Annotated in this window: 13 protein-coding genes and 1 tRNA gene; 6 read left to right on the top strand and 8 right to left on the bottom strand. The window is 39.3% G+C overall.

What is annotated here, in order from left to right:
• Positions 1–272 precede the first annotated feature (272 nt).
• A complete protein-coding gene (locus NEOC65_RS07380) occupies positions 273–1,460 on the top strand; it encodes a glycosyltransferase family protein (RefSeq protein ID WP_213151813.1) in 1,188 nt (395 codons plus the stop codon).
• Between the two features lie 21 nt (positions 1,461–1,481).
• Here the strand turns inward: NEOC65_RS07380 and NEOC65_RS07375 are convergent, their stop codons facing one another.
• From NEOC65_RS07375 to folP, 4 genes are read right to left on the bottom strand one after another with little or no spacing between them, the layout of a single operon-like run.
• Positions 1,482–2,180, bottom strand: coding sequence for an RsmE family RNA methyltransferase (locus tag NEOC65_RS07375; protein WP_166156633.1), 699 nt, complete (start codon positions 2,178–2,180; stop codon positions 1,482–1,484).
• Between the two features lie 2 nt (positions 2,181–2,182).
• The gene (locus tag NEOC65_RS07370; protein WP_166156636.1) at positions 2,183–3,433 is read right to left on the bottom strand and encodes a YbbR-like domain-containing protein; all 1,251 of its coding nucleotides are present in this window, start codon (positions 3,431–3,433) and stop codon (positions 2,183–2,185) included.
• A complete protein-coding gene (gene cdaA / locus NEOC65_RS07365; RefSeq protein ID WP_166156639.1) occupies positions 3,421–4,224 on the bottom strand; it encodes a diadenylate cyclase CdaA in 804 nt (267 codons plus the stop codon). The genes NEOC65_RS07370 and cdaA overlap by 13 nt, the downstream gene beginning before the upstream one ends.
• Positions 4,225–4,232: 8 nt before the next feature.
• Complete coding sequence (gene folP, locus NEOC65_RS07360) at positions 4,233–5,027, bottom strand: dihydropteroate synthase (RefSeq protein WP_166156642.1); 795 nt, start codon at positions 5,025–5,027, stop codon at positions 4,233–4,235.
• 110 nt (positions 5,028–5,137) lie between these two features.
• Between folP and NEOC65_RS07355 the strand changes: the two genes are divergently transcribed.
• Both NEOC65_RS07355 and cydB read left to right on the top strand, forming a co-directional pair.
• The gene (locus NEOC65_RS07355) at positions 5,138–6,541 is read left to right on the top strand and encodes a cytochrome ubiquinol oxidase subunit I (RefSeq protein WP_166156645.1); all 1,404 of its coding nucleotides are present in this window, start codon (positions 5,138–5,140) and stop codon (positions 6,539–6,541) included.
• On the top strand, positions 6,538–7,569 hold the full coding sequence (gene cydB, locus NEOC65_RS07350) for a cytochrome d ubiquinol oxidase subunit II (protein ID WP_166156648.1): 1,032 nt from the start codon (positions 6,538–6,540) through the stop codon (positions 7,567–7,569). Before NEOC65_RS07355 ends, cydB begins: the two co-directional genes overlap by 4 nt.
• Before the next feature lie 13 nt (positions 7,570–7,582).
• Here the strand turns inward: cydB and NEOC65_RS07345 are convergent, their stop codons facing one another.
• Genes NEOC65_RS07345 through nusB form a run of 4 tightly spaced genes read right to left on the bottom strand, consistent with a single transcriptional unit; the run spans position 7,583 to position 11,070 of the window.
• On the bottom strand, positions 7,583–8,809 hold the full coding sequence (locus NEOC65_RS07345) for a bifunctional folylpolyglutamate synthase/dihydrofolate synthase (protein WP_213151811.1): 1,227 nt from the start codon (positions 8,807–8,809) through the stop codon (positions 7,583–7,585).
• A complete protein-coding gene (locus NEOC65_RS07340; protein WP_166156700.1) occupies positions 8,809–9,666 on the bottom strand; it encodes a PHP domain-containing protein in 858 nt (285 codons plus the stop codon). The genes NEOC65_RS07345 and NEOC65_RS07340 overlap by 1 nt, the downstream gene beginning before the upstream one ends.
• Positions 9,663–10,553, bottom strand: a complete 891-nt coding sequence (gene murB / locus NEOC65_RS07335) for a UDP-N-acetylmuramate dehydrogenase (protein ID WP_166156703.1) — start codon at positions 10,551–10,553, stop codon at positions 9,663–9,665. The genes NEOC65_RS07340 and murB overlap by 4 nt, the downstream gene beginning before the upstream one ends.
• Before the next feature lie 4 nt (positions 10,554–10,557).
• Positions 10,558–11,070 carry a transcription antitermination factor NusB gene (gene nusB / locus NEOC65_RS07330; protein WP_166156706.1) on the bottom strand — a complete coding sequence of 171 codons (513 nt, stop codon included), beginning with the start codon at positions 11,068–11,070 and terminating at the stop codon, positions 10,558–10,560.
• Positions 11,071–11,497: 427 nt separating this feature from the next.
• Here nusB and NEOC65_RS07325 point away from each other — a divergent pair.
• From NEOC65_RS07325 to NEOC65_RS09815, 3 genes are all read left to right on the top strand, one after another.
• A tRNA-Ile gene (locus NEOC65_RS07325) sits at positions 11,498–11,571 on the top strand.
• Positions 11,572–11,751: 180 nt separating this feature from the next.
• Positions 11,752–11,907 carry a hypothetical protein gene (locus NEOC65_RS09645; RefSeq protein ID WP_242678215.1) on the top strand — a complete coding sequence of 52 codons (156 nt, stop codon included), beginning with the start codon at positions 11,752–11,754 and terminating at the stop codon, positions 11,905–11,907.
• Between the two features lie 388 nt (positions 11,908–12,295).
• Entirely contained in the window at positions 12,296–12,490 is a 195-nt protein-coding gene (locus tag NEOC65_RS09815) for a tyrosine-type recombinase/integrase (RefSeq protein WP_349305301.1), read from the top strand.
• The last annotated feature ends 87 nt before the right edge of the window (positions 12,491–12,577 follow it).

The following is a 12,577-nucleotide window of genomic DNA, read 5'->3' as shown; positions in this document are numbered from 1 at the left end:
AAAGTTAGATCTTACGCTTTCTCTAAATCTCTCTAAATCAATCTCTTCTTGCAAATCAGCAAAATTTTTATCAGTGGTTTTTCTTCTGGCCATTGTTACCTCCTTCTTTTAGAAAGAAGATAATTCTAGATTTATATAGCATTTGTCAAATCTTTCTCATCAAAACGCCCTGAAGCAAAGGAGAGTTAAAAAGGAAATGAGGAAATAGGTAAATTTTGGGTGAAAAATATTGGAGGTTATAGCAAGTTAAGAATAATGGGAGAGTATCTTATATGCATATCGCCTTTCTTTCTAACTATAATCTTTACGAATCTAAACGCTACTTTTGTGCCCGTTTCGCCGAAGCTTTTAATCGTCTAGGCATTGAAACAAGCATTATCGATTATCATACTTTGCAGCAGCAGAGTAGAGAATTTATAAGGGCAAGTAATCCTCAGGAAACCATTTTTACCTGCTCATTTAATTCTATGATCTCAGAAGATGGCAAATATATTTCAGATCATACGGGAGTTCCTCATCTGGCCTTCTTTGTCGATCCTGCCTACAATTATAGAGATGTACTCAGAAGCAAAAATACTATCATTACCTGCGTAGACCATGGAGATTGCGACTATATTTATTCTAAAAATTTTTCGAAAACTTTTTTTCTTGCCCATGCTGTAGAAAGGGAATTGGGACCTGCTATGAACCAAGAAAGACCCTATGAAGTTGTCTTTTTAGGCAGTTGTTATGATCATGAAAACTTGCGTGCTTATTGGCGTCAGACAATGAAAAAAAATGATATAGAAATCATAGAAAAGGCAATTGAAATAGTGTTAAGCGACAATAAGACTTCCGTCTATTCAGCGGTTAAAAAAATAGTGCAAGAGGAAGCTTGTTCTTGCGATAATGAGAATGAATTAGAAGATAAAATTATTCATTATGCTTATTATGTCGATAACTACATGCGCGGAAAAGATCGTACAGAGCTTATTCTCTCTATAAAAAATGCGCAGGTCCATGTCTTTGGAGATCTTTGCTGGCGTCGTGAAAAGCCCATTTTAGGATGGGAACATAGCCTAAGAACCATGCAAAATGTGACTATTCATCCGGCCGTTAATTATGAAAAAGGCCTAGAAATCCTCAAACAAAGTAAAATATGCTTAAATAGCATGCCTTTTTTTAAAAATGGTACACATGAACGAATTTTTAATGGTTTGGCTTGTGGAGCTCTACCTATTACCAGCGATAATCTCTGGATCAGAAGAAATTTTGAACACGAGCAAAACATTCTTATTTATTCGCCGCACGCATGGGCGGAGGTCAACACCTGGGTAGAAGAATATTTGAAAAAACCTTTAAAGCGTGAAGAAGTTATCGCTGAAGGACGTGAAAAAGTGATGAAGGAGCATACTTGGGATGTACGAGCACAACAGCTGTTTGATGGCTTTGAGAATCTCCCTCCAATAGAGGAAGGATAAAGAATGCCTGCCGGAGTTTATCTATTGGCTCATAATGCTTAAAGCAACCAAAGCAGCGGTATCGGCACGTAAGATATTTGGATGAAGTTTCACACCCTGCGCACCTATTTGCCCTAATCGTTCTATCTCTACTGGGGTAAAGCCCGCTTCAGGACCTATAAAAAAAAGGGCCTCTTTACCGGGAGAATGAATGTGCCAAAAGAAAGGAGCTTTCTCTCGCACATCTCCAAAGAAAGCAGGAATTTTCAATGAGTTCCATTGATTAAGTGCAGGCTTAATGACTAATGACGGAAGATAGAGGCGTCCACATTGCTTCATAGCGGCAATCATTAAACTCTCCATTCGTTTCAATTGATGCTCAGTAAGGGATTTTCGCTCACTACTTTGGCCGGGAAATAGCCAGATTTGAGTAGCTCCCAATTCAGTGCTTTTTTCAATGATAAAATCTAGACGATTAAGCCGAGGCAATCCTTGAGCGAGGATTAATTCAGGGCCAGTCTTTTCTTGTTGAATGAAAGATTCGATAACGAATCTAGCCTGTTTTTTTTCTCGCTGCTTTAAAACACCTATCGCAAGGGTTCCTGCGCCATTAACAAATTCAGCTTGCTCACCTTCTTCTAAACGCATGACATGCGCTAAATGATGAAATTCATTACCCTCTAAGATAACTTCCTGGCCGGCCTGTAGCCTGGAGCAAAGAAAAAAACGTGTGGAAGGCATAATTAGCTTTTGACCTTAATAAATTTGTCTTCCCAATAGCTGTCAATCTGTAACTTTTGGTCGGGGGAAGAATATAAGGTTATTTTTTGCAAATAATCACGGAAACGTTTGCGTAACAAGGTTTCTTGGTGCTGGGGGGAGAGAGCAATGTCGGGGTTATAAAGAGATTTTAGCAGATCACCCAGGAAATAAGCGACATAGGTGTTTTCTAAATCTTCAGCCGCCACAACTTCTAAGCTCCAAAGTAACGTTTCTCGTTCATTTTTGGGGGCCGCGCTGATAACAATTTCCATATTTGGTTTAATAATCTCCATAAACAGGCTACTGACATTTTTGGTGAATATTTTTTGAGTAAAAATGGTTGTTCCATGCCGTTCTTTTACTTTATCACTAATTGCTAAAGTGCACGTTTGAGGATTGATATCTTCTAAGGTTTTTAAAGGGTAAAAGATGCGAATGGGAATTTCTTTATCGATGGGAATAAATTCATTTCTTAAAAAGTCGATGCGTAAATGTTGAGCTTCAGGATCATTAATTTCTTCCAAACTATTATTATGAAAAGGAATGGCCACTTCTTTCCAATGATTAGGAATAGGGAAGCTAATTTCATCATTTTGGGCATTTAGATGAGCACTGTGAATAGCATCTAATTCGGATTTAGTAATTTCATTTAAGTCAAAGACAACTTCCAAGCCACGTGCTTTCAAGCTTTGGATCGCCTCTTCAGGACCACTTAGCGTTTGTATAAGCTTTTGAGGCCATATATCCAGGAGTTCATAGCCAGGAGGGCTGTTTCCAATTGGAGGGAGAATAGTTATAGGTATTTTTGCAGCGATAAGGCGACTCATTTTAATAATAAACTCCGGATGCTCCACATTAGAAATGCTATGGGCAAGATCAATATCTGGACTTAAGCTAATTAAATTTTTTTTAGTGATGAGAAGCACCCATTCGTCCCGATCAATACTTGAAGAGTCAATTAAGACTTCTAAATCCCCTGGTTCCAATTCATGAATAACATTTTTTCTTCCGCTTAAAGTGAGGGCTATACGTTTATTTAAAATACCATTAGGTAATAAACCCTGAATCGTCTTATCAGCGGGCAAATTGATAATTCTTATGGGCACGCCCAGGATAGTTTTAGTGGCGGTTATAGAATAGTTTACACATAACCACAAGATAACTGCTAATGCAACCGCTACTATTTTACGTTGCCAATTCTCTAAAAATATCTTATAGATTAACGTTTCCATGTTTTTAAGCGTCCTATCGCATCAAAGCTGGATTGAATAGTAGTCTTAGGAGGCGTAAATATGCTGCGCATAATGCCTTTAAAGCGATCAATTTTGACGCCTCTAGTCATTATTCCATCTCTTGCTATAGCTACCTTACCTGTTTCTTCTGAGATGACTATGATTAGCGCATCTGTATGTTGGCTTGTTCCTAATCCTGCACGGTGACGAGTGCCCATAGATTTTGACAGTTGCGAACTATCGTCTGCTAAAGGAAGAATGGTTGCTGCTGAGAGAATAGTGGTACCTCGAATAATGACAGCTCCATCATGTAAGGGGGTCGTCTTAATAAAGATGGATTCTAATAACTCAGATGAAAAATTGGCGTTCATAATGACAGCTTTATTGGCATACTCATCTAAAGAATCTTGATTTTCAAGGACAAGTAAAGCTCCTACACGTTTTTCAGAAAGACGATAAATGGATTGAGCCATACTATCCAAGAATTTATCAAATTCTGTCACTTCTCGATATTTTTTTCCTTTGACGCTGAGCATGGAAAGTGCCAGCCGTAGTTCTGGTTGAAAGATGATTAATAGGGCCACTACCGCTACACTAACAAAATAATGAATAAGCTTTTCAATCACAGGCAGATGCAACCAAATTGATAAGGCATAAATACAAGCAACTGCTAACAGACCGAATAAAAGGTCCATCGTGCGCGTATTCCAAAAAAAAGAGAGTAAATAATAAACCACGATGGCAATTACAGCAATTTCAATAGCAGGAATAAACCAACTGAGTATATGCATAGCTTTTTTTACTTATTATAAACACTTAATAAATCAATGATATCGCGGTGCGCTTGGATATCATGCACACGAATAAAATCTACATGGGAAAGGATGGCAACCGAATTAATTGCCAAGGTTGCAGGTAATAGCTCATCTGTCGATTTGTTAAGTATCTTGCCCATGAAAGACTTTCGCGAAACTCCAAGTAAGACAGGAAACCCTAGCTTCTTAAGCTCTGCCAAATTGTGTATGATTTCAAGATTATGGGCAACGGTTTTTCCAAAGCCAATGCCTGGGTCTAAGACAATATTATGCTCTTTAACTCCCGACTGCATTAATGTATTAACCACATTAGAGAACCAATGCTTTAAATGATCGATAATAGATGCTTCATAACTAGGAGCATTTTGCATGGTTTGAGGGGTGCCTTGCATATGCATGACACATAATTTTACTCCGGAGGAGGCCGCTATTTCACGCATGGCTGAATGGCGAAAGCCTCCTACATCGTTTATCCAGGTAGCTCCTGCTTCGACGGCTTCGGCAGCCACCTGAGGTTTCATCGTATCGATAGAAATAGGGATGGATAGCTCCTGTTTTAGATGCCGAATCAGGGGAATTACTCTTTTTATTTCTTCTTCTAAAGAAACGACAGGAGCTCCTGGACGTGTAGATTCACCCCCCACATCTAAGATGTCGGCACCTTCAGCTAGCATCTGATGTCCTCGGGCTACAGCTGAAGTTATCTCAAAAAAACGACCTTTATCATAAAATGAATCCGGGGTAGCATTCAAAATGCCCATGAGTTGGGTCTTGCTCATTTTATTGCCTTGGTAAAATCGATAAAAGCATACAACATTAGGTTTTTTATTTGATGAAAATTTTTATTTCATTAAGCTGAGCTTATCTTAAAAAAAGCGAAGGTTTATAAATGGATGTAGAAATACTAGCGCGATTCCAATTTGCTCTGACCATTATGTTTCATTATATTTACCCTCCTCTAAGTATTGGCATAGGCCTTATATTAGTCATTATGGAAGGAATTTATATAAAAACTAAAGATCCTATCTATTTGGAAATGGCCAAATTTTGGACTAAAGTCTTTGCTTTAACTTTTGCTATGGGTGTAGCTACCGGAATAGTGATGGAATTTGAATTTGGCACAAATTGGGCCAATTATTCACGCTTTGTGGGAGATGTATTCGGTAGTGCCCTTGCGGCAGAAGGAGTTTTTGCTTTCTTTTTAGAATCAGGGTTTTTAGCTTTGCTTCTTTTTGGATGGAACCGGGTAAGCCCACGCATGCATTATTTTGCTACTTGGATGGTCTGCTTGGGTGCACATTTTAGTGCTATTTGGATTGTAGTGGCCAATTCCTGGATGCAGACTCCTGCCGGCTTTGTGATTGAGGGAGAGGGAATCAAAGCGCGGGCAGTGATTACCGATTTTTGGGCAATGGTTTTTAATCCTTCTTCCATGACTCGCTTATTTCATACTATTATTGGATGCTGGTTGGCAGGAGCTTTTTTGGTGATCAGCTTAGCGGCTTATTATATTTTGAAGAAGCGCCATCATGAATTTGCTAAAAATTCTTTAAAGATTGGCTTGAGTGTGGCGCTAGTTGCCTGCATTTTACAATTAATAACAGGGGATACGAGCGCTCGTATAATTGCCAAATACCAGCCGGCTAAGCTGGCCGCAATAGAAGGCCTTTACAAGACTCAAAAAGGGGCACCCTTATCTATTTGGGGCATTCCCAATTCCGAGACACAAACCTTAGATTATGGCTTCAAAATTCCTTATCTATTAAGCTTTTTAACTTTTCGTGATTTTAATGCTGAGGTAAAAGGTTTAGACACTGTTCCCCGCAAGGATTGGCCCCGCGTATCTGTGGTTTTTCAAACTTATCATCTTATGATAGCCACTTGGGCTTGTATGATGATGACCACTCTATTAGCTATTTATTTGTGGCGCAAAGGAACCTTATTTCAGAAAAAATGGATGCTCCGTCTTCTAGTGGCATCTTCTTTTTTTCCTCAAATCGGTAATCAGGCAGGATGGGTAACGGCGGAGATGGGACGCTATCCTTGGATTGTGCAGGGCTTGCTTAGAATTTCTGAGGGCCTTTCTAAATCTGTGGTAGCAGAGCAAGTATTAGGTTCGATCATTCTATTTGGAATTGTTTATACTTTGTTATTTATTCTATTTGTTTACATGCTCAATGAAAAGTTTAAACATGGTCCTATGGACCTAGCGGTTGGAGATGTCTCTACTCCCTATCATCAGCAATATGTACTTGTTCAAGACGTTTTTACCCAAGATAAGGAAAAGGAATGATTGCTTTAGAAAATTTACAAGTTATATGGTTCATGGTTTTTGTTATCCTTCTAACTGGCTATGCTATTTTGGATGGATTTGATCTAGGTGTGGGAATGATGCACCTAGTGGGCGCAAATGATTACGAGCGACGCATTATTCTTAATTCTATAGCTCCCGTATGGGATGGCAATGGAGTTTGGCTAGTGACCGCAGGAGGGGCCCTTTTTGCGGGCTTTCCCCAAGTTTATGCCACTTTATGCTCAGCCTTTTATACTCCTATTATGATCTTACTTACAGGACTAATTTTCCGCGCCGTCGCTATCGAATTTCGTAGTAAGCAACCTATGGCATGGTGGCGTTGGACATGGGATAGCATGTTTACTATAGCTAGTGTGATTATCTCTTTAACTTTAGGAATAACTATAGGCAATCTGATTGTAGGAATCCCTTTAGATGAGAATGGAGAATTTATAGGCACATTTTGGACATTATTGCATCCTTATGCTCTTTTGGTAGGCATGATGGCATTAGCGCTATTTATGATGCATGGAGCTATTTATCTGGTGATGAAAACTGAAGGGTCCTTGCACGATAGACTTCGTCAAAAAGTCAATCCTGCGATTATTTTCTTTATAGTTCTTTATGCCATTACCACCGTAGCTACTTTAATCTATTTTCCTCATATGGCTGAAAGCGTAAGGAGTCGCAAAGATCTTTTTATCATTGCCGTTATCAATGTGCTTTTGATTGCCAATATCCCTCGAGAAATCTCCAAAGGACGTGAGGGTTGGGCTTTTCTCTCTTCGTGCGGAAATATAATATGCTTAATGGCTCTCTATGGAGCAGGTACCTATCCAGCCGTGGTGCGCGCTGTTAACGATCCTCAGGCTTTAAGTTTAACCATTTATAACTCTTCGTCTACAGCAAAAACCTTGGAAATTTTATTATTAATAGCGGCCATAGGAGTTCCTCTTGTGGTAGCTTACACCATTGTTATTTATAAAGTTTTCTATGGTAAAGTAAAGCTAGATCCTACAAGTTACTAAAAAGCTTAAAGGGCTATCTTTCGTTAAGATCGTAGTCATCCGTAGGCTCCTCTATTTTTAAGCTGGCACGTACTTCTTGCATAATAAAAAAAGTGCCACAAATAATTAAAACTTGTTGATGCTGTTTAGCAAGAAGTAGGGCTTTTTGAGTGGTATAAGGGATGGTAGTGTCAATGGAAATAGAGCTTAAAGGAAAGTGATGCTCGATCATTTTTTGGTAAAGAACGGCAACTTCTACGCCGCGACCATTAGAAGCCTCAATCAAATGAAAATGCTCCCCATATTCTTTAAGAACTCTTAAGCAACCCTCTACGTCTTTAGTCTTGGATAAACCAAAAATAATCCGTAAGGGCCTGTGGGGATACCTTTGTCTAATGGCCTTAAAAAGGTGGCTAAGGCCATCCGGATTATGTCCTACATCAAGAAGTGTAGGTGGTGCCTGGCAGACAAGCTCAAGTCGGCAAGGCGGCAATGCTTTAAGACCAAGCTGAAGAGAATCTTCAGAGACAGCAAGTGTTTGCAAAGCTGCCTTAGCAATCGCGTTATTTTCCTCATCAAAATTACTAAAATTACCAGTTACTTGAGTTAAAGGGCTATTTTGCAGCTTGGCGATCTTTTCAACAACAGGTCTAGGAACGCGGGGGCCAATGATAACAGGGACCCCAACCTTAATAATTCCTGCTTTTTCCTTAGCAATTTCCTCTACCGTTTGTCCTAAATACTCGGTATGTTCCAGACTAATGGAGGTAATAATAGAGAGCTTAGGAGTAACAATATTGGTGGCATCCAGCCGGCCTCCTAATCCAGCTTCTAAGACAGCATATTCTACCTCTTGCTGGGCAAAATAAGCCAAAGCTAGAGCCGTAGTGATTTCAAAAAAGGTAGCGGGGATTTGCTCGTTTGCAATGTGTGTAAATATTTTGTCTAGAAGAGCTGTTGTGGCCTCTTCATCAATAAGCTGGCCATTAATTTTTACTCTTTCACGAAAAGTTGAAATATGGGGAGAAGTAAATAGACCTACACGGTAACCTTCTGCTTGTAAAGCCTTAGCTATTTTTGTGGTTACCGAACCTTTGCCATTCGATCCTGCTACATGGATGCATTTATAGTGGCTGGCAGGAAAGTCTAAAATCCTTTGTAGCCTGCACATATTATTTAACCCCAGTTTCATTCCTCCATGTTTATTAACGCTAAAAAGCTTTTTAATTAATTCTTTATAGGAGGGGAAAATGGTAGTCATTAATTTAAGGAAACTTTATCAAAATGGTCTTTTAGGATATCAAAATGGTCTTTGGTAACCCAGGAAGAGCCTAAAGGTATATGGGGTTTAAGGGCACCATGATAATCTGAGCCGCCGGTAATCAACCACTGGCGATGTTTAGCGATTTTAAGCCAACGCTTATGAGCTTTTTGATTGAATTTAGCATAATAACATTCTATTCCATCAAAATTCATCTCCAGAAGCTTTTTCAAAGTGGGGGGATTATCCACCAGATGAGGATGGGCAATGATAGCCAACCCTTTAGCTTGATGAATAATATTAATGGTATCTTCCAACGTAAAATACTCGCCGGGGGCATAGCAGCTTTTTCCTTCACCTAAATACTTATTAAAAGCCTCAGGAATAGAGTGAATATAGCCTTTTTTAAGCATAGCTAAGGCAATATGAGGCCTGCCTATCGTTCTGCTAGCATTTAAAACCTTATTGCCGGCCATGGCTGCTAACACATCTTCTTCCTCTAAAGGAAATCCATGGGCGGCAAGTTTTTTTAAAATTTCGCGATTGCGATGAAGGCGTCTTTCCACATGTTTTTTACAGAAATCTTTAATAATAGGGCTATCGATGGGAAAAGAATAGGCTAAAACATGCACGCTTACCTCTCCTTGAAAAGAAGAAAACTCTACGCCCGGAATGATTTTCATACCTAACTGTTGTGCTAGAGGTAGGACTTGGCTATAGGCATCAATAGTATCATGATCAGTAATGGATAAGCCGGATAAGCCTAATTCAGCGGCCATTCTAATGACCTCTTCCGGTGAAGAGGTTCCATCAGAACATGTAGTATGACAATGCAGATCTGCTCTGAACTCTTTCATGCGCGTTCCACTTCATAAGGAATATAGCGTACTTCACTTTCCAACTCAATCTTGCAATGAATTTTTACCTGTTCTTTTATGTGTTCAATAAGTTTTAAAACTTCTTGAGAGGTGGCGTTATTTGCATTAACGATGAAATTAGCATGAATTTCAGAAACTTTCGCTCCTCCCAGCTGGGTACCTTTTAAACCAGCTTTTTCTATCAAAGCCCCCGCATAATGGCGATCAGGATTGCGAAAAATACATCCTGCTGATTTATTGCTGTAAGGTTGGGTTTGCTTACGATAAGTAATAATTTCTATTTGCTTTTGGCGTGCTTTGCTTGAAAGGTTTAATTGAAAAGTAGCTCCTACAATAGCTCCTTGCATTGATTGGAAGATTGAGGTGCGATAAGCATGAGTAAGCTCTTCTTTATAAAAAGTTTTTAATTCTCCCTGCTGATTGATAAAATCTACGGATTTTAAAGCATCATGCGTCTCTCGTCCATTTGCACCTGCATTCATATAGACAGCACCGCCTACGCTGCCAGGTATGCCAGAGGCAAATTCTAGGCCTGACCAGCCCTCCCTAGCAGTTTGGGAGCCCAGCAATGAGAAATTATAGCCCGCACCTACATGAAAGATTCCCTCTGGCTGTTGATGTTTAAAATCAATTTTATTATGAATCACCAGGCCTGCAAATCCACGATCATCAAAAAGGCAGTTGGACCCTTTTCCTAAAATAAAAAAAGGAAGATGGTGGATATGGCAATAAATAAGAGTTGCTTGCATCTCTTCAATCGTATGGACTTCTCGATAATAATGGGCAGCGCCTCCAATTCCGAAGGTGCATACGCTTTTTAGTAGCTTGTTATTTTGAAGCTTTGAAGATAGCTTATCATCATTCACAGTCTCATTCCTTAGCCATTTCTTTTTCTAAAGGAAGGCTGCTAGATTTTTCCTCGCTTTGATTCATTTCTTCAATAGTTTTATAGATTTTTTGAAGGTCTATTTCTTCACCAGCTCGTGCTTTGTACAAAGTATCTAAAATGGCATTAACAAAATTGGCTGATTCGGGAGTACTGAATTTTCGTGACATCCTGACTGCTTCGCTTATAGCAACCTTAGGGGGAATATTGCTTGCAAAGAAAAGTTCATAAACTCCTAGGCGCAAAATATTACGTTCGACAGTTTGAATACGATCAAATGCATAAGAAAAAGAGGCACCTGCAATCATTTCATCAATTTCGCCTTGGATAGCTTGTATTTCCTCCACTTTCTGTTGAGCCATAATAACCGAAGCGCGAGAAACGGCTAACTCTTTCATCATTAGCTCAATCATATCTTGTTGATGAGCTTTTCCAATATCATAGCTGTATAGCATCTGGAAAATAATTTCACGTAATTTTTGTAGGGGAAGAGCCATTGCAGTTTCCTTTTTGAGATTAAGTCTACAAGATTAGCTCATAAACATCAATTGCATCACTAAGAATATCTCCGTCCTAGGTGTTCGTGCTTCTCTTAAAATAAAGGGTATAAGTGTAGAGCTATGCGAGCAAAAGGTTATCCTTGCGGCTATGGCGACCAAAAACATTCCTTTCCCCATTTGCATAGGCTTAACGCAGTTTGTTTGTCTCATCTCTTGATCAAATTGCTCAAAATTGATCGTCAAAGGATACAGGCACCCTTGCTTTCATTCAATATTGAGTTTCTAATCACCACTATAGGTCATTTTTTACTTGCTGGTAAAAAAAAATTGAAGGGAGAGAAAGTAGAATTTAGCCATTAAAAGCAAATAAATTTGAATAATACTTGATTTATGAAATCTTCCTTGTTATGCTACTTACTTCTTAGGGGCAATAGCTCAGTTGGTTAGAGCAACGGACTCATAACCCGTTGGTCCCTGGTTCAAGTCCAGGTTGCCCCACTTTTTATAAAATCTTTAGATCCAGTATTTAAAGTTTACGATGATTACGCTCAATCATTAAAACCCAAGCCACTATAATGGGTCGTGCGTGGCACACGCAGCCCTATACATCCCAGCAATTATCATCACAGTAATCTTGTCACTGCTCAAGCTAACCATCCAAAATGAAGCATGAGCTAGATGGCAACGATTCAAAAACTTCCCCAAAAAAATGAAGCCCTCTGCCATAGAGTAATGATCCGTCAAAGCGATGGCTTTCCTCCTAAATCTAAAACCTTTCCTCCAAAAGAAGAGGCCAAGCATTGGGCCAAAATAGAAGAAGCACGTAAGCGATAAGGTTATGCTCCTACAGATAAAGAAAAAGGCCAGCAGACTTTGACAGATATTATTGATCGCGACATAATAATCGCTCTTTTTATCAAGCCTAAAGACGCTGGGAATATGCAGCGACATCTTGCTTGGTGACATGATAAAATTGGCTAATATAGTGTACTAAAATTTCACCTGATTTGATTGCTCAATGGTGTCAAGAGCTTGCTGAAGCGAAAACATCAAAACACCTTAAACGTTCTCTTGCTACTGTCAAGAGCTATTTGGCCCCGCTTTCAACGGTCATGGCATATGGTATTCGTGAATACGGTTGGATGACTGATGATAACCCCTGCCTACGAGTAACTAAATTTAAAGAATCAAAAGGAAGGGAGAAGATTGCCTCTTCTGGCGAATGTCTTGCACTATTAGAAGATGTAAAAATAGCCGTAATGAACATGGGTTGCCTGTTGTGCTTTTGGTCATTACTATAGGGATGAGACAAGAAGAGATTTTGGGATTAACATGGGATTGTATTAATTTTGATCGACAAAAGATCTACCTAAAAGAGACAAAGAATGGTAGACCTCGAATTATTTGTAATAGATAGGACTTAATCTGACATTTGTGATAAAAATAAAGGAAACTCAATTTAAAAGCCGCGAAGCTTGAAGCCCTGTCGCTCATTAAAATTGGC

Origin of the sequence: Neochlamydia sp. AcF65 (genome assembly GCF_018342435.1) — a bacterium.
Lineage (GTDB): Bacteria > Chlamydiota > Chlamydiia > Chlamydiales > Parachlamydiaceae > Neochlamydia.
Note: the sequence above shows the minus strand (reverse complement) of the source record. Positions and strands in the feature narration are given on the sequence as shown.